This window comes from Azonexus sp. (assembly GCF_049652925.1).
In the GTDB taxonomy this organism is placed as follows: domain Bacteria; phylum Pseudomonadota; class Gammaproteobacteria; order Burkholderiales; family Rhodocyclaceae; genus Azonexus.
In genome coordinates this window covers 1-24,321 of sequence record NZ_JBASFI010000032.1, presented here as the reverse complement: position 1 = coordinate 24,321, position 24,321 = coordinate 1, and the positions used below count along the sequence as shown (strand labels likewise).

The following is a 24,321-nucleotide window of genomic DNA, read 5'->3' as shown; positions in this document are numbered from 1 at the left end:
TATGGGCGGGCGGCTTAGTAGGTCGGGACAGCCTTGTAGAACACGTCGCGGCCGGCCAGGATGTAATACGGCGAGAGCAGCACGGGGGTGTCCCGGTAGTTGAAGCGGCTCGGGTTGGTCGGGTCTTGCTCAACGACCAGCTCGGTCTTGTAATACTCATAAGCCTGCGTCCAGCCGAGCTCCTCCATGAGCGTGTGCTTGTAGAGCGAGAGCAGGAAGGCGCGCACGTCGTCGATGGTGGTAATGCGCAGGCCGGGGCGGTAGCCCTCGTTGCTCTTGGCCGCCGCCGTGCCGGTAAAGCGCTTGATGGCGCCGATGCGCTGCTCGTAGCGGATGCGCTCCATGACCTCGGCCGTGTTGATGTCCAGGAAGGCATCGTCGGCGCTGCCGTCCGGGCGGTACTGGTACATCGAGATCAGGCGCTTGATGCTGCACGAACCGTCGCGGCTCACCTGCATGACGCTCATGCCCTTGAACAGCAGGCTGTTGGCGTTCGTCCAGTCGTGGTAGGTCTTGCCGATCATGCCGGGCAGCGCCACCCCTTCGAGCGACTCGACCGGGTTGTTGTAGAGCTTGGGCGCGGCGGCAGCGGTGACCATGGCGGCCGCTTCCCAGGTGCTGGTCGGGTTGAGCTCCAGCGACAGGGCGCTGATGTGCTCGTAATTGCCGGCCGTACCGTAGGCCACGGCGGCGGCATAGTCGCCGCGCATGGCCGTGAAGGCGCGGAAGCCGGCCTGGATCGGCGGCTTGTAGCGCAGCTGGCTTTCGGTGTGCCAGGCGGCCAGCGTGGCTAGATCGTTGATGCCGAGCGCGACATAGCGATACCAGAACTGACCGAGGATGGTCGTCAGGTTGCCCGGGGCCGGGTCGCCAGCACCGGCCGACATGGCGGCGATGGTCAGGCCGAGGCCGACGACACCGGTTTCGCGGTAGAGGTTGAGGCGCAGATCGATATTGTTGCCGCAGCTGCCCTTGTGGCGAGCCGTCAGGGTAACGACAGCAGCAGCAGAGGCGGCAGTGACCGGCAGCTCGGTACCGGCCGCCGTGATCGCGGCAGCAATGGCCGTGGCGATCTGGGTCGGCGTCTGGCCGGTGGCCATGGCCACGCTGACCAGCTTGCCGGCGATGTACAGGGCCAGCGTGCCGGCCGTAGTCGGCGCCGTGTTGACCGTGATCGTGCCCGTCGCCTGGACGCCGGCCGCGTTGTCGGCATAGGGCAGGATGTAGAGATCGAGGGCCGGATCGATGGCGCGGTAACGGGCGGCCATCTGGGCCAGCATCGAGCCGGCGCCGGCCTTGTCGATGGCATCCTGGACGCCGGAGAGCTGGACGATCTCACCGGCCGGGGCAGTACCGGCAGCCAGCTTCTGGCCGACCAGCAGCACAGCGGGAATGTCGCCACCGAGGCCGGCCTGCGTGCCGTCCACCTCGATATAGGCACCGGGATAGCGCAGGGCGCTCGGCACTTGGGCAAAAGAAATCATGGTTGGTCTCCAGTAAGGGTCAAGCCGTCGTAGGCCGGCGGGTCGGGCAGATAGTTGGTAATCAGGGCGTCGAACAGATAGCGGTCGCGCCAGTAAATGTCGGCATCGGTGTATTCGACGATCTGGCCGCCGCCGAACTTCATCGGCCGGATGTCCGGCTCGATCTGCCAGCCGAGCATCAGGTTCTTAACCGCCAGCCGGTAGGCGAGCAGGATTTCATCGGACTCGCCGGGGAAGTGCTCACGGGCGTTCTCGATGGCGATGATCACGTCCACGCCGTGCGTCACGTTCTCGGCACACTCACCGGCATGCATCGAGCGCTCGGCGGCGCGAACCACCCAGGCGGCCGGCAGCGGCAAGGCATCGGCGCGGGCCTGGGCGAAGGTGCCGCCGCCGCCCACCTGGCGAAACCACAGGTGCGGAAACCCGGCCGGCTTCTCGCCGAGCAGCGCGATCAGCGGCTGTAGCGAAATCACAGGCCGACCTCGTTGTCGGTATCACCGGCGCCATAACGGGCCGGGTTGCTGGTGATAATGGCCAGGTCGCTGCTCGGCAGCGGATCGGTCGGCGCGGCCGGAATCAGGCTCATCTTGCCTTCGGCATGCGCCTTGAGCGTGGCCACAGCGCCGTTGTAGGCGGATTCGACCTCTTTGGTCATCCGCTCGGCGCCCTGCAAATAGTAGAGGGCGATGGTCGAGGCCAGGCGGGCGAGCAGCGTCGTCTGCACCGTGTCCGGAATGCCATAGCTGAGGATCAGCGCATCGGCATCGGCCAGCGCCTTGTCGATAGCGTCGAGCGCCTCGGCGATCGCCACCTGGTCATCGGCCGAATAGCCGGCCAGGCTGCCACCCGCGATGGCGACGCGCAGCGCATCGTCCGGCACCATCGCCCGGTCGGCCGGCACGGCCAACTGGGCAAGGCGGCGGGCGTTGCTGCGAGCGAGCAGATCAGCGCGGGTAGCGAAAGCCATGCTCAGGCGCCTCGCAAGGCGTCGTCGCGCTCGGCGGCCGACACCGGCCAGCCGGTAATGACGGCAATGGCTTCGGTCTTCGGCTTGCCGGTGCCGGTCCACAAGGCCGGGTCTTCCTGGTCCATGGCATTGACGGCAGCCTTGATCATCTCGGCCAGGGCAGCGGTATCGGTCGGCTTGACCGGCGCAGGCGCTGGAGGTTCGGAACCACCAGCAGGCAGCCCGGAGACAACGGCGCTATCACCTGCCTGCTCGTCTTCCGGGTAGTCCGCCGGGCGGGTCTCCGACACCTCCAGCATCTGCTCTTCTTCCAGGCGCTGGGCAGTGGCGGCGTCAAGATCGCTCACCTTCTTCCAGTCCCTCGTGAATAGGATGGCGCAACGCCAGAAGCTCTCGGCGGCCATGCGCAGGTTGATGCGTACATACAAAGTTTTCATCTTGGTCTCCAGAGCCCCACCCGGCGACAAGGCCAGGGTGGGGGTCGCGTGCTACGCGCTCACAGGGGTGTCAATTACAACCAGGGGGTCACAACCAGATTGACCTTGTTGAAGTTCGTGTTGCTCGAACCGTTGGCGTTCTGCTGGGCCTTGAGCAAGGTCTCGGCAGCGGACAGGTTGTCCGGGCCGACCAGCAGGGTGTCGGCCACGATGCCGAGCTTGCGCTGGCCGTCGCCCTTGGTCTTCATCATTGCGGTATAGGCCGCCGTGAAATTGGTCGCATCGAGCGCTGCCTTCGAGCCGAAGGCGCACTGCCAGAAACCGAAGGTTGCCTCACCGCGCCAGCGGCCGCCGAAGCTGTACAGATCGTTTTCGAACACGCCGCTGCTATTCGGCGAAGTGATCGCGTCGAACTGCGGCTTGATGCGCTCCTGCAGATAGAACGGCGCAGCGGCGCGCTTGGTGCAGAGCAGCACCCAGGGGGCACCGGCACCGGCCTGGACGTTCGAAACATTGGTCACCGCGCCGGTGCCGTCTTCGTTGGCATAGGTCGGGTGATCGGTGTCGAAATAGAACTGGCCGTCGTAACAAGTCGTCGTGAAGCCCAGGCCGATGAGCTGGAAGACCAGGTCATTCATCAGGTCGCTGGCGGATTGGCCGGCGCCTTCAGCGAGCAGGCCGTATTGGCCGATGTTGTCGTCTTCCCAGTCTTCGCGCTTGACGTCGACCGTCGTTTCGAACTTGCGGTTCGGCACGTTGTAGCCGTTTTCCTTGAACACCTTGTGCAGACGGGCGCCAACCCACTCGCGGAAGGCCGGGAACTGCGACAGCCATTCGTAGGTATTCGACTTGCCGGACGAAGGCACGCGCTTGGCGATCTTCATCCAGTCCGGATTGGTCATCGCCAGGCCGGCATTCCAGCGGGCGACCAGCGTCGTCTTGAGCAGATCGAGCTGAGCCTGAGTCATTACAGTTGCCATTGTTGAAATCTCCTAAAGTGATCGAGACGGCGGGCGCTTAGGCGGCCGACGACTTCCGGGCGGCAGCGAACTGCTCGGGCGTGACATCCATCTTGTTGCAGGCCGCCAGCTCCTCAGCTGTCAGGCCATGCTCGCCGCCGGCATCCTTCTCCGACTGGCGACTGGCCAGCGCCAGCGGCGCCGAGGCTTCGAGGTATTCCTTGAGAGCGGACAGCGATTGCTTCTCGGCCCAGGCCTTCTGTGCCGGCATCAGGCGCGGCTTGTCGCCGGACATCGCATCCTTGATCAACTGGGTGCGCTCGGCTTCCTCGGCCTCCAGAGCAACCTTCTGCTTATCGGCGACCAGGCCGTCGCGTTCGGTGGTCAAAGAAGCGACTTGCGTTTTCAGGCCGTCGCGCTCGGCGGTCAGAGCCGCCAGGGTGGTTTTCAGGCCATCACGCTCGGCAGTGAGCGCGGCCAACTGTTCAGGCGTCATGTCAGACTCTCCAGATGGTTTTCCGGGAAGACCCCCGGCGGCATTAAATTGGTTGGCCAAAGCGCCAATCGGTAGAGCAGCCAAGGCTGCACGGCGAACCAGATCAACCGCGCCGAGATCACCCAGCGCCGGGTTGTTTGTCAGGGCGACCGAGACCAGCTCAAGCACGGCGCCGGTATTCGGATCGAAATAGAAAAGAGGGGAGCTGTAGCGGTATTCCTTCTCAGCCACATCCTTGGCGCCACGTGGCGTCCATTCCACCTTGCCGAACAGGCCGCGACCGGCGACATAGACGAGCTTGGTGATCCACCCGGCGGCGCGGCTGTCGCCCCACAGCGAGTTGTGTTCATAGTCGTAAAGGATCGGCTTGCCGCGCGCCTCCAGATCGGCGATCAGCGTCGCGGCGATCTCGGCATTCATCAGCCAGTCATCGACCGTCACGCCTTCCATGCTGCGCGGGCGGCCATCGTCGGCACGGAAAGTGCCATCCGGCGTGATATGCGCGTTGCACCCCTCGGGGTAATCGGCCGCACTGCGCGACAGGTCAATGACCAGGGCGGCGATATTTTTCGTGCGGGGATCGATGTCAGCCATGCGTTGCTCCAAGTGATGGAGCGATCATCCCTTTCCGAATGACCATAGTCCTCGCTGGAAACGCTTCCAGCATGCCGCAAAGGCAAACCGCCAGAAACGCGCTACAAGGCGTTTTCACCCCGCCGCCGGTATGCAGGCAGCCCGTAGCGCCTTTGACGCGCTTTCAAATGGTCTTCAAATGGCTTCCTGCCGGGTTTGACCTTCAGGCGGCTGGCGACTTTGGCGACTGGGCAAAAAAAACCCCGCCGGAGCGGGGTTGGAGGTGGGTGCTGGGTAGTGCTAATTGATAGATCAATGCTTGTAACCGAACGTCACGGTTGCGGTTATTGCGAAGGCTGATAGCCAGTAGCAGGTATCTGCCCATTTCCCATGCCAGCCCCACCATGCCGCATTGAGGCAGTACAGCGTCAAAATGACGTAGTTGAATATTTTTGCGTTTCCAAAAAACCATTCCATTTTTCGCCCCTTTTTCCGGTTGACCGTAGCAACGGCCTAAAACAAATCCATCTGCTCATCCTCGGCGCCGCCTTCGCGCCGGATGTTGGTGATCTGCCGGCTGGACAGCCGGTATTGCCGCGCCTGGTGGCTGATGCTCTGGCTATCAACGGTGGAGCAGATGGCGGCGTTGCGGGCGAACCGCCAGAGCTTGTCGACTTTAGGCATCCAGACGCGGCCGGCGGCGTCCATGTGCGGCGCCATGGTGTGGCGCAGGCGAGCCAGCTCGTCGGCGGTCAGGCCGATGGCTTCTTCCTTGTGGGCCGGGATGTTGACGTTGACGCCACCGCGCAGCTCCAGCCATTCGCGGGCGCGCAGGAAGCCGAGCGCCTTGACGACCGCCTTGAGCAGCGGCGGCAGCAGGGCGAGCAGTTCGGCGTCGACGGTCGGCCAGTCCATGGCTATCTCCTTTGCCAGCCCTTGAGGGCTTCGATCAGTTTTTGTGATTCAGCCGCTTCCAGACCATCGAGATCGGGCACCTCGTGGCCGAGCTGGCGGGCGCACCAGGCGAGCAATGCCGGCCGGCTGGCGTTGTCGATCTTGCCGGCCTCGCCGAGCTTGCCCCAGAGCCGCACGATGTGAGCGATGGCCGGCGGCACGGGTTTCTTCTGACGCGGCCAGCCACGGCGCTCGTAATCGGCCAGCACGCTGGCCAGCTGCTGCACGGTCATCTGCCGGGCAGAGTAGCGGCCATCGATGCGGCGGGCGCCATGCAGGGCCAGCAGATCGCGGTGGCTGTCGTCAGACCAGCCCGGCAAGTTGTTCGTCGCCCAGGTCTTGGCGATGCCGAGCAGCATGACGAAGTGCGAGGCCAGCGGGCTCATGATTGGCGGTGCTTCAACATCGCGTCGGCGACGCAGTAGCAGTCCTCGGCAATCGAATCGGAAAACGAAGCGCCAATGCGATCAAGGGAGGCCATCACGCCAGGCAGTGCCGCCATGGCGAAGTCGTCGCGCAGCTTGCGGCGCAGGCTGCGGTTTTCGCGTTCCAGGTGGCGGGCTTGAACCTGCAGCATTTCGGTATCGTCCATCGTTGTGTCCTTATCAGGTTGAAGGTGCGGATTCAGAGCGACTGTTGTCCGGTTTCCCGGCGAAAGGCGTCCTTTGCTTTTTATCCATCCGCTGCCGGGGTTACACGCCACCGCCGGCTGGGCGTCCTGTTCATTTGGTTGTTGCTTTCTGCGTCACGTTGCCGGCGATGTAGGCGCCGACCGTGGCGATGACGACGGCCGAATAGACCCCGTCGGCGATCAGGTGAAAGGCGACCAGGCCGGAGGCGCTGAGCACGACAAGCAAGGCGAGGAGGAACTTGCGGGAGGCGTAGCGGTTCATGCCGTCCGCTCCCGGTAGATCGCCAGGGTGAACACCGTGGTCAGCGCGCTGGTCTGCTCATTGAAAAACGTGCGACCCTCATCCCATTGAGCCTTGGCCAGCACTGCGAGCTGGGGCGCGTTGTCAGCGCGCACGGTGCACAGCGCCAGGCTGTAGCCCTGTTCGAACAGCACGTTCTCCTGATAGGCCTTGAGGCGATGGCCGTTGCCCTTGCTGCGATGCTTCGGGAAAACGAAGAAGCCGCTACAAATGGCCACCTGCGGATTGCCCGGCATCGGGTCGACGTGGAATGCGCCGTAGGGTGTGGCGTAGCGCATGTCAGACGCCACCCAGTTCAAAGTAACGCTCAACGAAACTGTAGGCAGCCAACCCTGAATCCATCGGGATGATGACTTCAGCGAGGGGCTCGACGCCCGAGATATCAGTCCACTCGTCATCGTGCGCCGGCATCAAGTCGCGCTGCTCGGTCTTCAGCATGACCAGGTCGGCATGCTTGACCGACATGGGTATCGAGTCGATGCCAAACCTCGACAGAACGGCAGCTTCAACCCGCTTCTCAATCGCCTTGTAGTCAGGCAGAAGCTGTTTCAACGGCCGGGAAACATCACCCATGAAGGCCTCGGCGGCGTCGTGCAGAAGCGCAGCCATCGCATCGGCGGGCGGAACGATATACGAAGCAATGAGGGAGTGCTGGGCGACGCTGTAAAAATCGGACGTATGACCTGTGAAGCGGCAGATATGAGAGAGCGCATGGGCGATTTCCCCGATGTCGAACTCGCTGCTTTCCGGATTCAGGAAATTGAAGTAGCGGCCGGATACCGTCAGGATGTCCGGGCGGCAGACAGCTTGTTGATTGGCATCCATGACTACACCGCCGCCACATCAAGAGCGATGGCTTCGTACTTATCGCTGTCGCCGATCCGCTTGTAGAAACGTACGTAGCTCTTGCTGCCGACGACCTGCAGGCTCTCGCCAATGGCAGTCATGGCCCGCTGCCATTTCGGGTCCTGGATATCCAGCCGGCGCAGGGCGAGCACACGGCCGGTGTTGATCTTGCCTTCCTTGTCGGTCTGGAAGGCGTCCTGCACCAGCACCTTGATCTCCGGCCGCGAAGACTTGCTCCAGTCGATGATGCATTCGTCGATCAGGTGCTTGGCCACCTGCAGGCGTTCGTCGAACACCATGTTCTCGGCGATGGCGACCTGCACCTTGTACAGGCCGTCGAAGCTGTACAGCGTGGTGTTGCCCTTCTTGCCGCCGAGCTTGACGCCGTACTGCTCGCCCGACAGTTCCTTGAAGGCGGCGATATCGGCAAAGCAGCGCATCTTGAACTCGCCCAGGCCGGCGCTGACGATACCGGCCGCACGGGCCAGCTCGACGACCAGTTCGTCACGGGTACGATCAATCGGCTTGATCAGGGTTTCCGGGATCAGGCGACCGCTGGCGTCTTTGCGGTAGCCGTCCGGAACGATGTTTTCTTGTTTCATGGTGAATCCTCCAGTCAAAAATCAGGGTTGGTAAGGCGAGGTTTCCTTGCCCCGGCAGCGCCCACACAGGCGGTTGTGCGGGCCGTCGGACATGAACTTATTGCGGCAGCACATGCACAGGCGTTCGCGGCGCGAGCTGCGGCCTTCGAGCACTTCGAGGCGGCTATAGACCGAGCTTTGGGCGCGGCCCATTTCCTTGGCTATGGCGATCGGCGAAACACCGGCTGCCTTGAAGCTCAGCAGCGCCGTATCCTCGTCGGCCGACCAGCGGCTAGGTTGCGGCGCTCTCATGCTGCTTTGCCGCAGGTGACATGCACGGTCGGGCAGCCGGTCAGGGTGCGGTGCGGGTTGTGGTCGATGATGATCTCGCTGCCGCGCGCCGTCACGGTCTGGCTGAGCACCCGGCAGCCGAGCGAGCGCAGCTGGCGCACGGCGCGGTTAGCCTCGGATAGCTGGCGGACGAAGCCGGTATGCAATACGCGCGGCTGCGGTTTGAAGAGCAGGACGTTTTCCATGGCGTTCCCCTCAAGCCAGCGATTGCAGGCACAGGGCCTGTTTGGCCACGGCGTCGACCAGCTTCACGTCGAGCACGCGGTTCTTGCGGAATTCCTTGATGCCGGCGATCAGGCCCTCGACCAGCATCCGCGCGCTGCCCTTGCAGTAGGCGAACAGGCGGGCAATCACTTCGTCGCTGACCTCTTCACTGCCGAAGGCGGACTGCACCAGGGCGGCGGCGTCCTCGGCCGTGATGCCGGTCACCGTTCCCGGCCAGAAGCCGGTACGGCTGCGAATCTGGTCGAACTGGCCGTGTTGCGGCTTGATCAGGCCCGACAGGTGTTCGGTACCGGCCAACACGATGCCGATGCCGGCCAGATCGCGCACCCGGCGAATGGTGTGCAACTGGTTCGGCGTCAGCGTCTCTGCCTCATCGACGATGAGCAGCGCGTCGGTGTTCTTGAGACTGGCCACCAGCTCGTCGAACTTGTCGGCGATGCTGCCCTTGCCGGTGCCAACGACCAGGCGGTAGAGCTGCTTGGTTAGGCTGGCCTGCGTCATGGTCGGCGCCGCTTCGATGAAGTAGGTGTTCGGATGCGTGCTGACGTAGTACTTGAGCGCGAAGGTCTTGCCGGTGCCGACCCAGCCGGTCATCACCGCAAAGTTGCGGTAGCGCCGGGCCATGTCGCAGGCCGTGTTGACCAGCTTGAAAACGCTGGTCTGCACCGGCGCCATGGCGTGGCCACTGGTTTCGTCGGCATGGCGCATGGCCGACTCGACCGAAGCGAGCAGCTTGGTCGGGCTGGTCGCATAGGTGCCCTTGAGAATCTGGTTCAGGCTGCTGGCGCTGATCCGGGCCAGCCTGGCCAGCGCCGCCTGGGTGTAACCGCGCTCGGCGATCCACTTGAGGGTGGCTTCGATCAGTTCCCGGTCGACACCAGTGTAGTGAGCCGGCCAGTTGATCTGGTCAGTCACAGCATTGAATTTATCAGTCACGGTTTTCCCCTTAGTCAAAAATATCGATTTCGTCGCTGGCGTCTTCGGCCAGCAGGCGGGTGGAATGGCCTTCCAGGCTCGCCGCGTCGGCAATCGCCTCGGCGTCGATGACCCGGCCGGCACGGGCTTGCTGCTCGACCATCTTCTTTTCCAGGCGCTTGATGGCGTTGTCGGCGCGCATCTGGCGGGCTTCTTCGAGCCGGTTCGGGGCGATCACGTCGATGGCCTTGATCAGCGGCGCGTCGCATATCCAGCGGCCGTCCAGCGTGCGCATGACGGCGAAGCTGGCATCGACCAGGTCGTATTCCATGACCAGCTTCTGTCCGTTGAATGCGTGCAGGTCCGGGTGACCGTATTCGCGCCGGTAGTGCTTGACCGAGGCACGGCGCACCGTCAGTTCCGTTGCCTGGCGCTTGAGTTCCTTGACGCTGTCGGCCGGCGGGATCGGCTGCAGCTCGCCCCACACCTCGGCCCGCGTGCGGCGCGGCTCGGCTGGCGATGGCCGGCCGTGGTAACGCATCAGCCAGGCATTGAACTTCTCGGTGAACTCGGCCAGGCTCGGCGCCTCCAGCCGACCAGCGCGGACTTCGTTGACCACATGCTTGAGCGCATCCGACGAGGCGTCCGAGCCGCAGTAGAAGGCCGGGAATTCCAGCTTGAGGAAGTCATCCTTCATCGAGCGGAAGAAGCGTTCGATCCAGCCCTTGCCGTGCGGGTTGCCGGGCAGCGCGTGAATGATCTCGACAATGCCGGCCCGCTTGTAGAAGCCGATGTTCTCGTCACTCATCAGGCGGTTCTTGTGGCCCGAACCGTTGTCGACGTAGAGGAAGATCGGCGTGTGGTTCCAGCGCGTGAAAGTCTCGGCCCACATGTTCTGCACGGCGTAAGTGCCTTCGTGCTCGTCGGCGCGCCAGTAGGGAACAAAGCCGCTGCGCACGTCGATGCACACCGTCAGCTCGGGCCGCCACAGCCCGCCGGTCAGCGGGTGGGCCAGATACACGTCGGCGCAGTAGCCGTCGGCGGCGAGGATGTCGCCGGGCAGTGCGGCCAGCACCGAGCGGCGAATGAAGGCCTTCTCGGTCAGCTTGTAGAGGTTCTTGCCGATACGGGCCGGGCTGTTGCGACCGTACATGGCCGGCACGCCGGTCAGGTAACCGCGCACCTGGTCGTAACTGACAGCGAAGTGATCGACCTCGACCAGCCGGCGATGTACGGCCGACATGTCCGGCTTGCTCGGCGCGTTGAAGTACTCCAGCGCCGGCCCCCACCAGCCGGCGACCTCGACGACGCGCCCCTTGTGATCGGGCAGCAGGGCGCTGATGCCGCCTTCGCGGTAGAGCGCACACCAGTCGCAAACCGCCGAGCGTGATGGCGCGCTGCGCTCGCCCCGGGCAGTGCCAAGCAAGGCGATGGCGACGTGGGATGGCAGGTTGCCAGCCCGGCCGCGTTCGAGCAGCAGGCCGACCGCGTTGTTCTGCGTCACGCCGCTATCGGTCAAGGCCTGGACATAACAAACCACCGACTCACGGCACAAGGCCACCTGGCGCGCCCGATCCGTTGCTTCACGCCAGGGATCGCGCTGGCGCAAGGCCAGCACCTGGGCGGTCGGCATCACCACCACCGGCCCCCTGGCCACTCCAATCTGTTTGACCATCGCACTGCCTCGCATGGCTTATTCCTCGCCGGCCTTGCTGCCGGAACCCTTGGGGCGGCCGGGGCCGCGCGGACGAGCGGCTTCACGACGCGATTCGCGCAGGGCCTTTTCGCCCTCGAAGCGGTTTTCGATCAGCGGGTAATCGGCCAGCCAGCGGGCTGCTTCTTCCGGCCCGAGCAGGTGCTTGGCTTGCGGGCGATCCGGCAGGCTCTCCGGGCCGCAGTCGCGGATGTGCTGGATCAGATCAAGCGCCCGGGAGGCGATGGCATTGACGGCGATCCAGATCGTTTCCGCCTGCAGAAAGCCTTCCGAACCGCTGATTTCCGTGTCGTCAAACAGCCTGCGAAGACTGTTCAAAGGCAACTCGGCGCCCAGTTGCAGGGCCATGCATTCTTCGCGCAGCTCTTCGGTGCGCAGCAGGAAATCCGTGGTCCGCTTCTTGGCCTCGGAAAGTCGCTTGACCTGGCTATCCTTGCGCTCAATCTCGGCATCCATGTTCTTGGCGGCACGTTCGAGCCGGCGGATTTCTTCCTTGAGTTCCCTGACCGTCATCATGTCGGCCTTGTCGACCAGGTCATTGCCGGACTCGGCCGCCTGGTCGATAACTTCCTGCGGGAGAGATGCGAGCAGCATGAGCCGGCTTTTCCCCATCGCTACAGCCTTTCCCACCTCGGCAGCCGGCAGGCGCATGACAAACTTGGCAGCCGAAATGGCCTCGTAAAAACGCTGCTTCGGGATTCCCTGCTGTTCGATCCAGTCAACAAAGCGTTCGGAATTTCCCGAGTCCGAGCGTTCGGACTGAGAAAAATTCTCCTGTATCTGGAGAAAAGCGACCCCGGCACGAACGAACGCCAGCGCCGCCATATTCAGCGAATCCGCCGCAATGACCAGCAGCTCATCGGTGTTCTTGGTCAGCACGCCGACATGCACGGCGAGATCGTCGAGGCGAACCAGCGCCGACCCTGTCGACTCAGCGGCGATGACGACGGTCGGCGTGGTGACATCGCCGATACCGAGATCAATATCGGAATCACCGGAAACGACAACGGCCTGGCTTTCGACCCGAAGCGCCTCTTCGGTCAAGCCGTTTTCCAGCGCGTGGTCGTACCACTTCGGTGCCTTGCCCCGGCCCGACCAGGTCAGGTCGTGATTGAACGGATGGCGGTATTTGATTTCAAGGCTCACGATAAAACTCCTTTTTCATGTTGTTTGTCATTACTGGGGACAACCTCAGGCGGCGGGCTTCAAGCCGACCAGAACATCGTCAATGCTCACGTCCAGGCTTCCGTCGATCACACCCAGGGCGACGGCAACCTTGCGAGCGTTGCCGCGACGGCCAGGCATGGACCCGCTAAGCACTTTGCTAACGGTCGATTGGGGCACTTCAAGGCGACGGGAAATTTCGGCTTGAGTGATGCCACCGCGCTTTATCCGGTCATTCACTTGTGCTAGCCTTTCGTTTTCTTTCACTTTTATTCACTCCTTTTTAACGCCGTGATCTGTTGTTGCATTTCGTTCAAGACAATTCATTATTAGCCACGTTCGTGGCTATGTCAACAAATTTAGGGGTGTTTTTGTGGCTATTGGTGAAAGACTTCGAGAAGAGCGAAAAAGACTAAAAATGACTCAGGCGGTTTTTGCCGAACTGGGGGGAATTGGTGTCTCGGCGCTCAAGATGTACGAAGGAAACGAGCGCGACCCCGGAGCCCTGTTTCTCTCGGCCATTGCTGGCGAGGGCTGCGATGCGCAGTACGTCATCACTGGCGACAGATCATCGAATGCGCTTGCCGCAGACGAACAGGTGCTGCTCGACGGATATCGAGCGCTCGACCCGGTTACCAAAAAACGCACACTGGCCTTCGTCCTGAATGAATCAGGCCCGGTCGCAATTCAGAAGAAGATCAAAGAAAAGGCTGCAACCCAAAGCCAGATAACCGTCACAGCGAACGGGCGCGGCGCCCAGGCTGCAGGTGGCAAGATCATCAACAAGGCGAAGAATGGCACCCAAAGCATCGGCTAGAAGTGGCGGCATAGCAGCAATCGGCGATATCAACAGCACCAGCATTGGCGGCAACAACACCTTCTACATCCAGAATCTGCACATCACGACCACGTCATCAAATGACGATGGGTACGGGCTTGTCGCTCATTTCAAACTAAGTGACTGGTGGAATACCGCCTTGACCTGCGCTGAGCGCGGGGCCATCGATAACGCCATCGGGGATGTCGTCACAAGAACGCAGATATCGTCGGCCAGCCAGACGGCCCAGTCGTGGTTACGCAGCATGGCGCGGCAGATATCGGCGGTACACCCGCAACTGGCATCCAAACTAAGAGCCAAAGCCACAGGGATCGAAACCGGCGCCGAGGCTGATGACTACTGGCAACGCCAACTCGATACGGTACGAAGTCACTGGCGGCGCCTCGATTTTGAGCGAGCGCGCGAAGAGCTACGCGGCATCGGCTACCGCATGCGAGAAGAGAATGCGCTGCCGGACGCCCGCGCGGCATTCGACGACCTGCAGACCGCCCTGCTGCAAGCCGACCCTTATTACACCGGAGTGATGGATGCCGTTCTGCCCATCATCAAAAGCCGGCCTGGAATCGTCCAGTCCATTCTGGCCAAGGGCTTGCCAGACATCGACATCGAGCGTTTTCGATATGCCATGTACTATGGCGAAGTCATTGGCGACATCCAGCGCGTCAAAAACGGTAGAAGCTATGGCCTGTTCCCGGCGGTAACCACCGTCAAATAAACAACGAAGAATCACAAAATGACGGAAAACGACAAAGACCCGTTTGGAATAGGCCACTGGCCGAAATGGAAGCAGATCGCTGTTTTTGTTCTAGCCGTATTGACTGTGCTTGGCATAACAGGTTGGATTGGAGAGAACGCGACGGCGCTTTTCGATAGCACCGAGGCCGGCGCCTATAAAACAAGGATGCGGCCGCTCGCCGAGCAACTTGAGAAGGCTCAAACGACGGGCGACAGGCCGACGGCTCTCGCATTGGCCGAGTCGACAATAGCCATTGTCAACGGCTACAACGACCTATCGGACGACCAGAAAAAAATCATTAACAATTCGCCGCTGCGCTACTGCGTACTAGCGGCCGTGCATCTATCCAGCGGGCCGATTGAGGTAATGGAAACTGGATACTGGACAAGCCGACCGAAATACGATGCGGCCGTCCGTGAATGCAAATAACGACTCCCACGGTCAACCGGAAAAACAGCCCAAATCCATAACCCGGATCAACCCGCCTCACTCCCCCTGATAGCCTGGCTGGAAACGTTTCCAGCCTAACCCCATGTAGCACCCCAGCGTAACCTCCAATCGTCCATTCGACGATCTTTTCCGGAGGTTTCGCCATGCAACTACCCCGCCTTTTCTGGTGGCTGGTTCTCACCGTTCTGCTGCTTGCCGTCATCGGCCTGTTGTACCCGCAGCAGTTGCCGGTCAGTCTCTACAAGCTGTCGTTGATCAGCATGGCCGGCATTGTCGGTTACTGGCTGGATCGCTCGCTGTTCCCCTACGCCCGGCCTGACTCGTTCATGGAGACGATTACGCCGCTCGATGAGGCCGACATCGATCTGTGCGAGTTGGGCGATTGCAACTGCAAGGTCATCCCCTGCGATGTGGTCGATGGCGATGGTTTTGTTTTCGCCATGTGCATGCTGCGCCGCGCCATCATCGTCGCTGCCGCCATGCTGGCCATTGGCCTCGGCGCCTGATGTCCCTGCCAGCCACCTCGTATACGTCGGCGGTGCATGCCGAGATCGCTTCACGCGCCATTGCCAATGCCGGCACCCAGCGCGATCTGGAAGCGGCGATGGCTGTGCACAAGCCGCATCTGCTGGCCATCGAGGCGCGGCGGATCGATAACGAATACCTGGCTCGGCTGGCGCAATTGCGAGGGCTGAAATCATGAGACTCAAATTACCCGTGCGGCGCACCGGCTGGGTGCTGTGGTTCATTGCGGCTTTCTGGCTGGTCGAGCTGGCTTTTCTGGCAGCAGGCGCGGCCAATGCGGCCGAGGCCGACCGTTACCGGGCGCAGCTCACACGCATCGCCCATGCCGAGGCCGGGCTGGATGCACCGATCCCGATGTTTGCCGCGCAGATTCATCAGGAGAGCGGCTGGAACCCGCAGGCCGTGTCGCAGGTTGGGGCCAAGGGCATGGCGCAGTTCATGCCGGCGACGGCCATCTGGTGGTGCGAGCAGATCGGCACGGCCGGCGCCGCTTGCCAGCCGAACAATCCGGCCTGGGCAATGCGCGCCATGATCGGTTACGACCGCTGGCTGTATGCCCGGGTCAATGGCGAATCCGAATTCGACCGCTGGTGGGCCGCCCTGCGCGCCTATAACGGCGGGCTGGGTCACTGGCAGGCTGAGGCAGCTACGGTGCGTCCGTCAAAGGGGCGGGAGAGCATCGACAAAGCCTGCGGGAAAGCCCGGCGCCATGCCAGCCACTGCCGTGAAAACCTCGGCTACCCGCAGCGCATTCTCAATCTGATCCAGCCGCGTTATCGCATCTGGGGCCGGGCGGTGGGCGCATGAACCCGGAATGGATCAAGGCGGTCGTCAGTGGGCTGGTCGCCAGCTTGCTGGTCGGCATCGTGTTCACCACGATCAAGTCCTATGGCAATCATCGCTACGAGCAGGGCCAGACCGCCGAGCGCGCCGCCTGGCTGCAGCGTGAAAACACCGAGCTGGTCGCCGCCAATGCCCGCATCGTCGAGCTTGAAGACGAGGCCCGGCAAAAAGAGCAGCGCGCCGCCAAAGACATTGCCGCCGCCTCGCAAACCTATCAGGAGAACCTCAGCCATGAAAAAGCCCTGCATGAACGCACTGTGGCTGATCTGCGCGCTGGCCATCGCCGGCTGCGCATCGAACTTGCCAGCCGCCCGCCAGCCATTGGCGATCCAGCCAGCCCAACTGCCACCGCCGCCGCCGGATGTGATGCAGCCACGTTCGGCGAACTTTCAACAGCGGCTGCTGAATTTCTTGTCGGACTCGCCAACGAGGCCGACACCGTAGTGCATCAATTGACGGCCTGCCAGGCCGTGGTCATCGCCGACCGCCAGATTAACCAGCCCCAGGGGGAACCATGAACACCAACGCACCAGCCGACCACGCCCAGGTCATGCACAGCATCGGCCAATTGACCGGCGCCGTGCAATCCATGCACCAGGGGCTGACCGCCCGGATCGAAGACATCAAGGGCGACATCCGTCGGCTTGAGCAGGCGCAGGGCGAACGCATGACGCGCATCGAGGACAACCTCGGCCAGCGCATCGACAATCTGGAAACGAGCGTCGGCAAGCGCATCGACGGCCTGGGCACGCGAGTGACCAACCTGGAAGCCGAAGACAAGCGCCTGATCGAGAAGACGGCCAAGCTCAGCGCCCTCGGCGGCGGTGTCGGCGGCGCCCTGGCGGCCGCTGCCGTCGAACTGATCAAGCGCTTCTGACATGGCCCACAGCCAGGAGACGCGCGAACGCGTTCGCCAGCTCTACATCGAGGGCATGCCGCTCAACGGCGCCGCGATCACCTGCGGCGTCAGCTATGACACGGCCCGCGACTGGAAAACCCGCGCCAAGGCCAAGGGCGACGACTGGGACACGGCCCGCGCCGCCTACCGGATCAGCGACCAGGGCATGGACGAGCTCAACAAGCAACTGGTCGAAGATTTCGCCCGCCAGGTGATCACCACGACGCGGGAGCTGGAAGAAGCCAAGATTCCAGCCAGCGACAAGGCCGCACTGCTCGCCCAGTTGGCCGACGGCTACGCCAAGTTCAGCAAGGCCTTCGGGCGCTTGAACCCGCAGTTTTCCGGGCTGTCGGTGGCGCTCGATACGCTCAAGGTCATTGCCGAGTATCTCAAGAAGACCGACCCGGCCGCACTGCGGGCGCTGCAGCCGCACGTTGAGGATATCGGCGGGATTCTGGGGAAACGGTATGCGTAAAAGCACGCTGGCATTGGCTCTACTCGGTGCGATGGCGGGCGCTATGTCGCGTTCTATGTCGACCGTTCAATTCGAAGGAAGTCGCGGCGATTTTGGAACTCTGTCAAGCAAAGCGGGTGCAGCGGAGAGGCGGGCGAAATACAAGGCCCAGCGGAAAGCACGTCGTAAAAATAAGCCAAAGAAGTGAAGGAATGATCATGTTCGAAAAGCTGAAAGCGATGTTCCGCCGCAAAAAGCAGGAACAACAGAAACATCAGGCCGCGCCTATAAATTCGTCGCGCGCAACAGGTCATGCAACAGCAACCGGAACGGCAAGACGTGACGATAGCAATGATTTGTTGAACCCCATGAATCCGATTGGGCTTACCAGCCCGATGTGGCATTCGAGCACGCCAACACATAGCGACTGCACGTCACGCTCTACCGATTACGACAGCGGGAGTCACTGCGGCAGCTCAAGTAGTGACAGCGGGTCAAGTTCGTCTAGTTCCGATAGTGGTTCCTGTTCGTCGTGCGACTAAGCCATGCGTAAAGTCACCGAACGCGATATCCGCCTGCCGGAATTCTGCGACGCCAATGTCGAAGACCTTGAGTTCCGCGCCGACGGGAAGGTCGTCAGGAAGGATCGCTGGGAAACTGGAATTAGGCGTGTCCGCAGTGCGCTCGGCGACTATCGCCGCGAATTCGAAATCGATGACATCGTAAAAGCTGTTGAGGCGCTGGTCGCCACTGTTCCGCCGCAGCCCGATGACAGCGATTGCGACGGCGGAAGCCGCGCCGGACTTGAGGATTGCTGACCATGCGTGAATTCGACTGGTCCGACGACTACGAAGACCTGACCGAGGTCAAGAACCTCGGCGACTTCCAGCGCCGCATGGAGTTGTTCTCTGAGGAACTGCGTCAGACCATCGAACTCGAGTGCGAGGCTTTCCCCATCGATCCAGCCGCCAGCAAGGCGCGGCGCGAGCGGGCCGTGGTCGATTACGAATTCTTCTGCAAGACCTATTTCCCGCACTACGTGCCGACGCCGCATTTCTCGCTGTTCCATCAGTTCATTTTCCAATGCTTCCCGGAGCGGATCGACGGGGCGACCGATGCCCGCGAGGTGCATCAGGCGCCACGCGGGGAGGCAAAGTCGACCTACGAAACCCAGCTCGGCTCGCTGTGGTGCATCTGCCGCGCCAACTACCTGGCCGAGCTGGTGCCGCACGCCAGCCCGAAGGCGCGAAAGTGGCTGATCGGCATCATCATGAACACGCTGGAGCAGTCGATTGAAATGCTCGAAGCGATCAAGGCCGAGCTGGACAGCAACCCGCGCCTGGCGGCCGACTTTCCCAAGGCGGTCGGCCGTGGTCGCGTCTGGCAGGCGGCGACGATCCATACGGCCAACGGCATCAAGGTACGCGTCGGCGGCTCGGGCAAGAAGATGCGCGGCATGCGCCATGGCCCACACCGGCCGGGGCTGATCTTCCTCGACGATCTCGAGAACGACGACAACGTGCGCAACAAGGATCAGCGCGACGCCGTCGAAAACTTCGTGATCAAGGCCGTGGTCGGTCTGGCCGGGCCGGCCGGCGGGCTGGATATCTTCTGGGTTGGCACCTCGCTGCATTACGACGCGGCGATCAACCGCGTGTCGCGCAAGCCGGGCTGGCGGCGCAAGGTGTTCAAGTCGATCATGGCCTGGCCGGATCGCCTTGACCTCTGGGAGCAGTGGGAAGGCATCTACACCTCAGCCTCGGCCAGCGATGAGGACGGCGCCCAGGCGCAGGCCGAAGCGGATGCGCTGGCTTTCTACGAGACCAACAAGGAAGCGATGGATGCCGGCGCCGTGCTGTCGTGGCCGGACGTGCGGCCGCTCTACCGGCTGTACTGCATGTACGCCAGCGACCACGATGCGTTCAACCAGGAACAGCAAAACGAAGCCGGCAACGATGACACGGCGCCGTTCAAGAATATCCAGTTCTGGGTGGATCGGCGGGCCGACTGGCTGTTCTTCGGCGCGCTCGATCCGTCGCTCGGCAAGGCCAACCGCAAGCGCGATCCGTCGGCCATCCTGATCGGCGGCCTGAACCGGGAAAAGATGGTGCTCGATGTGGTCGAGGCGGACATTTCGCGCAAGGTGCCTGACCTGATCATCGCCCGCGCCATCGAATTCCAGCGGGAATACCGCTGCCTGGCATGGACGGTCGAGGCGATTGCCTTTCAGGAGTTTCTCTATACCGAGTTGATCAAGCGGGCGGCGCTGGCCGGCATCGCTTTCCCGGCCTACCCGGGCGAAACCGGCCGCGATAAGGATTTGGCGATCATGTCGCTGCAGCCTTATGCCTCGAATGGCCAGATTCGCCTGCACCGCAGCCAGACGGCGCTGATCGAGCAACTCAAGTTCTACCCGGAAGCGGATCACGACGACGGCCCTGATGCGCTCGAAATGCTCTGGAAGCGGGCGCAGACCTTTGCCGGCGATTGGCTCTATACCTCGGCGGCAAGTTCGCGGCGCGACCGGAACCACAGCACGGCTGGCAACAATTTCGACGATTGGGATGACGATGATTAAAGAGATCAAGGCAGCGCTGGCTAATGTAGCCAAGCGCGGGATGAATGCCCTGCAGGCCGGCCCGCGTTCGACGGCCGGCGACACGGCCAATTACCTGTCGGTGCAGACCCTCGACCCGTCGCGCCTCGCTGCCGCCTTCGCCCAGGCTGACCAGGGCTATATCACCGACCAGGCGCGGCTGTTCAACCTGATCGAGCAGCACGACACGCACGTCTTCGCCGAAATGGCCAAGCGCCGCCGGGCGGTGACCGGGCTGGGCTGGAAACTGACGCCGAAGGATGACGCGACGCAGAGCGAAATCGACCGCACGGCCGAACTGGATGACATCCTGCGCAAGGTGCCGGGTTTCGAGGGCATGCAGTACGACCTGACCGACGGTATCGGCAAGGGTCTGGCCTGCCACGAGATCGACTGGCAGACCGGCAGCACCTGGTATCCGAAGGGCTTTCTGTGGGTGCCGCAAACCGAGTTCCAGATCGACAACAAGACCGGCGAGCTCAAGTATGTCAAGAACGGCCAGCCCGAGTCGCTGCGCGAAGGCGGCTGGGTCATTCACCAGCACCGGGCGCTGTCCGGCTACATCGAGCAGGCCGCTTTGTTCCGCGTCATCGGCTGGGCCTATGCCTACAAGTCGTTCAACACGCTGGACATGCAGAAATTCCTGGAGAAGTACGGCCTGCCGCTGCGCCTCGGCAAGTATCCGGCCGGTATCGATCCCAAGCAGCGCGACCAGCTGCTCAAGGCCGTGCGCAACATCGGCAACGATGGCGCTGGTGTGGTGCCGAGCACCATGGAAATCGAGTTCGTCCAGGCGACCAAGACCGGCACGGTCGATGACTTCCTAAGCGCCATCGCTTACTGGGAGAAAAAGCAGTCAACCGCCATTCTCGGCGGCATGCTGACCAGCCATGCCGACGGCAAGACGGCCACCAATACCTTGGGCGTGGTTCCCTACAAAGAGGAACTGCGCAAAATACTGCTGCACGATGTGACTCAGATCGACCCGACGACGGATAGCCAAGTAGTCAGGCGGATCGCGCTGATCAACGGCATGTTCCCGCCCGACCGCGTGCCGACCTTCACCCACCTGACCGAGGAAACGCCAGACCAAGCCAAGATGGTCGACGTGCTCGACAAGGCTGCGAGCATGGGCATGGAGATCGACGTCGACTACGCCCACAAGATCATGCAGATTCCCCGCGCCAAGGAAGGCGCCGAGCTACTCAAGGCCAGCGGCAAAACCCCGGCGCCAGCGGCGCCCGACGCGGCGCTGACCCGGCTGGCCGCACTGACCGGCGAAGACATCACGAGCGCCTTCACCAGCCAACTGGCGCAGCTCTGCGCACCCTTCGAACAGCAGGTGATTCAACAGGTATCAGCCATCGTCGCCGAGGCCGGCAGCTTCGACGCGGCGCTGGAGAAGATCGAGGCGCTGCGGGCTGATCCGAAATGGGCTGAAGCGCTGGCCAATGGTCTGATGGCGGCGCATTTGGCGGGGCGGGTTGAGGTTGATGAAGGGAAATGAAGAAATATCTATCGGGCTGGATGTGCAATACAGCCTATGCAAAAGCTGCACGACAAGCCCTTGATGACGCCTACCCGAGGAAGCTAAACAAACATGGACTCGGTCCTGATGGCGCGACACGGTATGACTTTTGGGGCTGCTACGACGGCTGCTTTTTCGAATAGGAGAGTGCGATGAAACTTTTGACACTGGTCATGATTGCGATGGTGCTTGGTTTTATATACCTGGCGCTCTGGACTGCCTACGACATTGGAAGGCGTAAGGGATGTAGAGATTGCGCGCCCGATGTCGAACGTGCCGACAGGTACATGGACGCTGTTAATGACCTAGACAAGTGGTGCGGCAATCAGTCGCCGCAGGCACGGTTGATTGCTGCGCACCTATTTTCTGCAGGAGAGGGCCTGCAGATGAATGCAGGAACACCATGCGGCGATGAACCATGCACGATTTCCGGACTGCGAGAACAGTTGCGCCGGCTGGCGCCAGTTGAGGAAGGGAAATGATCAGGTTAAAGATCATTGCGATGACTCCAATTGCTGTGCTTGTGCTCATAGCCGTTAATTTTTGGGAATGGTGGCACTTTGGACCATCGAGCCAAATTCTAGGAATTACGATTCGCGCTAGACAGTGGCTTTTCCGGTGGCGCAACGACATCGAAAATAGATAAGCCGTGGCCAACCCCGCCAATCTCCCTTTCTCTGAAGCCATCGACTTCTACAAGTCGAAGATCAAGTTGCCGTCGTCTGGCTGGACGGACATTTGGCAGGAACAGCACTCGCATGCCTTCGTGGTGGCTGGCGCCACTACGGATTCGCTGGTCGAAGACTTCTACAACGCCATTGCCAAGGCCAAAGAAGCCGGCGGCTATGCCGAGTTCCAGAAGGCCTTCCCGGAGATCGTCAAAAAGCACGGCTGGGCACATAACGGCTCGCCCGGCTGGCGCTCGAAAATCATCTACGACACCAATGTCACCCAGTCTTATAACGCCGGCCGCGAAAAGCAGATGCAGGCCGTCAAGCACCTGCGGCCGTATGGACAGTATCGCCACACCAGCATCGAGCACCCGCGCCTTGAACACAAGGCCTGGAACGGCCTGATCCTGCCGCTCGATGACCCGTGGTGGAACACCCACACGCCACAAAACGGCTGGGGCTGCAAGTGCAAGAAATATTCGCTGTCGCGCGTCGAAGCCAAGCGCGAATGGGAGAAATCCGGCAAGTCCGGCCCCGACGAAGCGCCGCCCATCGAGTGGGAAGAAAAGGTCGTCGGCAAAACCGGCAGCAACCCACGCACGGTGCAGGTGCCGAAAGGAATCGACCCCGGCTTTGCCTACAACCCGGGCAAGGCCTGGCTTGAGCCGCACACGGTGCCGCCGCTGCAGGGTTACGACGCGGTGTTGAAGGATCGCAAGGCGGCCTGGCCAACCGGCATCGAGCGGCCGGCGCTGCCCAAACCGACCAAGGTGCCGTCGCATGCCATCCTGCCTGCCGACACGGCGCCCGAGGTGGCGGTAAAGGACTTCCTGGATGTCTTCGGTGCGACGTTGGAAGAAGGCGCAGCATTTACCGATGCGGCGGGCAGCTCGTTGGCGATCACCAAGGCGCTCTTCGTCAAGGGTAGCGACAAGGCCGGCGACAATTTCAAGTGGCTGGCCGAGCCGGAAAAGAATGACCGCCTGCAGTACATCAATCTGCTGGCCATGACGCTGATCGAGCCGGATGAAATCTGGTGGGCTTGGGAAAAGGATGCAGCCGAGCCGGGGAACTGGCGCTTGAAGCGTCGCTACTTGAGAGCCTTCGAGATCGACGGCGACGGTCGCTACGGGGTTGGCGTGTTCGAGTGGTCAAAGACCGGTTGGACCGGTTCCACGGTGTTCCCGGCCAGCAAACAGAAGTATTTCGACCGGCAGCGCCTCGGCCGGCTGATCTGGAAAAAGTAACGCGGCCATGGGGCCGCGTCGCTTTGCTGATCAGATATGGGGCAGTAGGCCGAAGCCTGTCTGACTGAACCGCGAGGACACTATATGCAATTCGACATCGAATTTCAAGCCGACCACCTGATAAAGATCATGCAGGCGGTCCGCCACGAAATAGCCACGCCGGAACAGATGCTCGGCAGCCTTGGTGAATCGCTGTTCCGCGTCAATCAGGAACGCCACGCCCAGGGCCTCGATCCCGATGGCGAAGCGTGGAAGGAATTGGCGCCGTCGACGTTGGCGGCAGGTGGCCGAAAAGGCGGTCCGCTCAACCGGACTGGCCGCATGCTCGCCAATTTCCACTACCAGGTGCAGGTCGATAACCTGCGCCTCGGCTTCGATCACGGCGACGGCTTCCCAGCAATATTCCACCAGGACGGATCGAAAGCTCATGTGATCACGGCCCGCAAAGCAAAGGCCCTCAGTTTCGGCGGCATGTTCCGCAAGCGGGTCAATCACCCCGGCTTACCCGCCCGCCGCCTGGTCGGCTTCCCGGAGTCAGATAAACAACTGGCCGGCGACGTAATTGCCGATCACCTCACCCTGGTAATAAACGGTCTTGAATGACCCTTTAAACGCCCTTCAAAGTAGGGATATTCCCCCACCCAACACCTGAATTTCCCGCACATTCCCCCATAAATTCCCGCACTTTTACCCCAAAACTGTCCGGAAATCAGAATTCCGACCCGCCGCCCTCAAACCCACTAACCACGGGCCGCCCGGCTTGTTTCATCTCCCTCAAACCCGTCCGATTTCTCCCCCCTCCCTACTGGATGGAGAGGAAATGTTTGAGCCAGCGCGACGGACAGGCCGAGATCAGCACCTCGTGAAAGATGCGGTTGCGTTCTTCCCACTCTTCACGGTCGTCGGAGCCGATGCGTTTTTCTTCGGCCTTGGT

General features: G+C 61.9%; 34 protein-coding genes. 15 read left to right on the top strand and 19 right to left on the bottom strand.

Annotated features, from left to right (window positions below; all coding sequences use genetic code 11):
• Positions 1-14 precede the first annotated feature (14 nt).
• From WBK19_RS16375 to WBK19_RS16285, 19 genes are all read right to left on the bottom strand, one after another.
• The gene (locus WBK19_RS16375) at positions 15-1,484 is read right to left on the bottom strand and encodes a hypothetical protein (protein ID WP_511291601.1); all 1,470 of its coding nucleotides are present in this window, start codon (positions 1,482-1,484) and stop codon (positions 15-17) included.
• Complete coding sequence (locus WBK19_RS16370) at positions 1,481-1,960, bottom strand: phage tail terminator protein (RefSeq protein ID WP_511291599.1); 480 nt, start codon at positions 1,958-1,960, stop codon at positions 1,481-1,483. The genes WBK19_RS16375 and WBK19_RS16370 overlap by 4 nt, the downstream gene beginning before the upstream one ends.
• Positions 1,957-2,454, bottom strand: coding sequence for a phage protein Gp36 family protein (locus WBK19_RS16365; protein ID WP_511291597.1), 498 nt, complete (start codon positions 2,452-2,454; stop codon positions 1,957-1,959). Before WBK19_RS16365 ends, WBK19_RS16370 begins: the two co-directional genes overlap by 4 nt.
• 2 nt (positions 2,455-2,456) lie before the next feature.
• On the bottom strand, positions 2,457-2,891 hold the full coding sequence (locus WBK19_RS16360) for a hypothetical protein (RefSeq protein ID WP_511291595.1): 435 nt from the start codon (positions 2,889-2,891) through the stop codon (positions 2,457-2,459).
• Between the two features lie 74 nt (positions 2,892-2,965).
• Entirely contained in the window at positions 2,966-3,871 is a 906-nt protein-coding gene (locus tag WBK19_RS16355; RefSeq protein ID WP_511291593.1) for a Mu-like prophage major head subunit gpT family protein, read from the bottom strand.
• Positions 3,872-3,908: 37 nt separating this feature from the next.
• Complete coding sequence (locus WBK19_RS16350; protein WP_511291591.1) at positions 3,909-4,940, bottom strand: phage protease; 1,032 nt, start codon at positions 4,938-4,940, stop codon at positions 3,909-3,911.
• Between the two features lie 492 nt (positions 4,941-5,432).
• The gene (locus tag WBK19_RS16345; RefSeq protein ID WP_511291589.1) at positions 5,433-5,834 is read right to left on the bottom strand and encodes a hypothetical protein; all 402 of its coding nucleotides are present in this window, start codon (positions 5,832-5,834) and stop codon (positions 5,433-5,435) included.
• Positions 5,835-5,836: 2 nt separating this feature from the next.
• Positions 5,837-6,259, bottom strand: coding sequence for a phage protein GemA/Gp16 family protein (locus tag WBK19_RS16340; RefSeq protein WP_511291587.1), 423 nt, complete (start codon positions 6,257-6,259; stop codon positions 5,837-5,839).
• Complete coding sequence (locus tag WBK19_RS16335) at positions 6,256-6,465, bottom strand: hypothetical protein (RefSeq protein ID WP_511291585.1); 210 nt, start codon at positions 6,463-6,465, stop codon at positions 6,256-6,258. The genes WBK19_RS16340 and WBK19_RS16335 overlap by 4 nt, the downstream gene beginning before the upstream one ends.
• Before the next feature lie 130 nt (positions 6,466-6,595).
• Positions 6,596-6,766 (bottom strand): hypothetical protein, encoded by a 171-nt coding sequence (locus WBK19_RS16330; protein ID WP_511291583.1) that lies wholly within the window; start codon positions 6,764-6,766, stop codon positions 6,596-6,598.
• Entirely contained in the window at positions 6,763-7,083 is a 321-nt protein-coding gene (locus WBK19_RS16325) for a GNAT family N-acetyltransferase (protein ID WP_511291581.1), read from the bottom strand. Before WBK19_RS16325 ends, WBK19_RS16330 begins: the two co-directional genes overlap by 4 nt.
• A gap of 1 nt (position 7,084) precedes the next feature.
• Complete coding sequence (locus WBK19_RS16320) at positions 7,085-7,630, bottom strand: hypothetical protein (protein WP_511291579.1); 546 nt, start codon at positions 7,628-7,630, stop codon at positions 7,085-7,087.
• A gap of 2 nt (positions 7,631-7,632) precedes the next feature.
• On the bottom strand, positions 7,633-8,253 hold the full coding sequence (locus WBK19_RS16315) for a DUF3164 family protein (protein ID WP_511291577.1): 621 nt from the start codon (positions 8,251-8,253) through the stop codon (positions 7,633-7,635).
• A gap of 21 nt (positions 8,254-8,274) precedes the next feature.
• Positions 8,275-8,544 carry a hypothetical protein gene (locus WBK19_RS16310; RefSeq protein WP_511291575.1) on the bottom strand — a complete coding sequence of 90 codons (270 nt, stop codon included), beginning with the start codon at positions 8,542-8,544 and terminating at the stop codon, positions 8,275-8,277.
• Positions 8,541-8,768 carry a hypothetical protein gene (locus tag WBK19_RS16305; RefSeq protein WP_511291573.1) on the bottom strand — a complete coding sequence of 76 codons (228 nt, stop codon included), beginning with the start codon at positions 8,766-8,768 and terminating at the stop codon, positions 8,541-8,543. The genes WBK19_RS16310 and WBK19_RS16305 overlap by 4 nt, the downstream gene beginning before the upstream one ends.
• A gap of 10 nt (positions 8,769-8,778) precedes the next feature.
• Positions 8,779-9,744 (bottom strand): AAA family ATPase, encoded by a 966-nt coding sequence (locus WBK19_RS16300; RefSeq protein ID WP_511291571.1) that lies wholly within the window; start codon positions 9,742-9,744, stop codon positions 8,779-8,781.
• Between the two features lie 10 nt (positions 9,745-9,754).
• Entirely contained in the window at positions 9,755-11,413 is a 1,659-nt protein-coding gene (locus WBK19_RS16295; RefSeq protein WP_511291569.1) for a Mu transposase C-terminal domain-containing protein, read from the bottom strand.
• A 3-nt stretch (positions 11,414-11,416) separates the two neighbouring features.
• The gene (locus tag WBK19_RS16290) at positions 11,417-12,583 is read right to left on the bottom strand and encodes an H-NS family nucleoid-associated regulatory protein (protein ID WP_511291567.1); all 1,167 of its coding nucleotides are present in this window, start codon (positions 12,581-12,583) and stop codon (positions 11,417-11,419) included.
• 45 nt (positions 12,584-12,628) lie between these two features.
• Positions 12,629-12,868: a BcepMu_gp16 family phage-derived protein gene (locus WBK19_RS16285; RefSeq protein ID WP_511291565.1), complete on the bottom strand. Its 240-nt coding sequence runs from the start codon at positions 12,866-12,868 to the stop codon at positions 12,629-12,631.
• Between the two features lie 106 nt (positions 12,869-12,974).
• Between WBK19_RS16285 and WBK19_RS16280 the strand changes: the two genes are divergently transcribed.
• The 15 genes from WBK19_RS16280 (at position 12,975) to WBK19_RS16210 (ending at position 23,990) form a co-directional block, all read left to right on the top strand.
• The gene (locus WBK19_RS16280; protein WP_511291563.1) at positions 12,975-13,418 is read left to right on the top strand and encodes a helix-turn-helix domain-containing protein; all 444 of its coding nucleotides are present in this window, start codon (positions 12,975-12,977) and stop codon (positions 13,416-13,418) included.
• Entirely contained in the window at positions 13,396-14,154 is a 759-nt protein-coding gene (locus WBK19_RS16275; protein WP_511291633.1) for a hypothetical protein, read from the top strand. Before WBK19_RS16280 ends, WBK19_RS16275 begins: the two co-directional genes overlap by 23 nt.
• Positions 14,155-14,172: 18 nt before the next feature.
• The gene (locus WBK19_RS16270) at positions 14,173-14,604 is read left to right on the top strand and encodes a hypothetical protein (protein WP_511291561.1); all 432 of its coding nucleotides are present in this window, start codon (positions 14,173-14,175) and stop codon (positions 14,602-14,604) included.
• 164 nt (positions 14,605-14,768) lie between these two features.
• A complete protein-coding gene (locus WBK19_RS16265; protein ID WP_511291559.1) occupies positions 14,769-15,131 on the top strand; it encodes a putative holin in 363 nt (120 codons plus the stop codon).
• Complete coding sequence (locus WBK19_RS16260; protein WP_511291557.1) at positions 15,131-15,328, top strand: hypothetical protein; 198 nt, start codon at positions 15,131-15,133, stop codon at positions 15,326-15,328. Before WBK19_RS16265 ends, WBK19_RS16260 begins: the two co-directional genes overlap by 1 nt.
• The gene (locus WBK19_RS16255; RefSeq protein WP_511291555.1) at positions 15,325-15,957 is read left to right on the top strand and encodes a transglycosylase SLT domain-containing protein; all 633 of its coding nucleotides are present in this window, start codon (positions 15,325-15,327) and stop codon (positions 15,955-15,957) included. The genes WBK19_RS16260 and WBK19_RS16255 overlap by 4 nt, the downstream gene beginning before the upstream one ends.
• Entirely contained in the window at positions 15,954-16,511 is a 558-nt protein-coding gene (locus WBK19_RS16250) for a lysis system i-spanin subunit Rz (RefSeq protein ID WP_511291553.1), read from the top strand. Before WBK19_RS16255 ends, WBK19_RS16250 begins: the two co-directional genes overlap by 4 nt.
• Positions 16,508-16,870, top strand: coding sequence for a hypothetical protein (locus tag WBK19_RS16245; RefSeq protein WP_511291551.1), 363 nt, complete (start codon positions 16,508-16,510; stop codon positions 16,868-16,870). The genes WBK19_RS16250 and WBK19_RS16245 overlap by 4 nt, the downstream gene beginning before the upstream one ends.
• 1 nt (position 16,871) lies before the next feature.
• Positions 16,872-17,366 carry a DUF1804 family protein gene (locus WBK19_RS16240; protein WP_511291549.1) on the top strand — a complete coding sequence of 165 codons (495 nt, stop codon included), beginning with the start codon at positions 16,872-16,874 and terminating at the stop codon, positions 17,364-17,366.
• 524 nt (positions 17,367-17,890) lie between these two features.
• Positions 17,891-18,163 (top strand): hypothetical protein, encoded by a 273-nt coding sequence (locus WBK19_RS16235; RefSeq protein WP_511291547.1) that lies wholly within the window; start codon positions 17,891-17,893, stop codon positions 18,161-18,163.
• A gap of 2 nt (positions 18,164-18,165) precedes the next feature.
• Entirely contained in the window at positions 18,166-19,923 is a 1,758-nt protein-coding gene (gene terL, locus WBK19_RS16230) for a phage terminase large subunit (RefSeq protein ID WP_511291545.1), read from the top strand.
• Positions 19,910-21,448 carry a DUF935 domain-containing protein gene (locus WBK19_RS16225; protein WP_511291543.1) on the top strand — a complete coding sequence of 513 codons (1,539 nt, stop codon included), beginning with the start codon at positions 19,910-19,912 and terminating at the stop codon, positions 21,446-21,448. The genes terL and WBK19_RS16225 overlap by 14 nt, the downstream gene beginning before the upstream one ends.
• Positions 21,449-21,621: 173 nt before the next feature.
• Entirely contained in the window at positions 21,622-21,951 is a 330-nt protein-coding gene (locus WBK19_RS16220) for a hypothetical protein (RefSeq protein ID WP_511291541.1), read from the top strand.
• 167 nt (positions 21,952-22,118) lie between these two features.
• Positions 22,119-23,387, top strand: a complete 1,269-nt coding sequence (locus WBK19_RS16215) for a PBECR2 nuclease fold domain-containing protein (RefSeq protein WP_511291539.1) — start codon at positions 22,119-22,121, stop codon at positions 23,385-23,387.
• 84 nt (positions 23,388-23,471) lie between these two features.
• Complete coding sequence (locus tag WBK19_RS16210; RefSeq protein ID WP_511291537.1) at positions 23,472-23,990, top strand: phage virion morphogenesis family protein; 519 nt, start codon at positions 23,472-23,474, stop codon at positions 23,988-23,990.
• Positions 23,991-24,321: the final 331 nt, after the last annotated feature.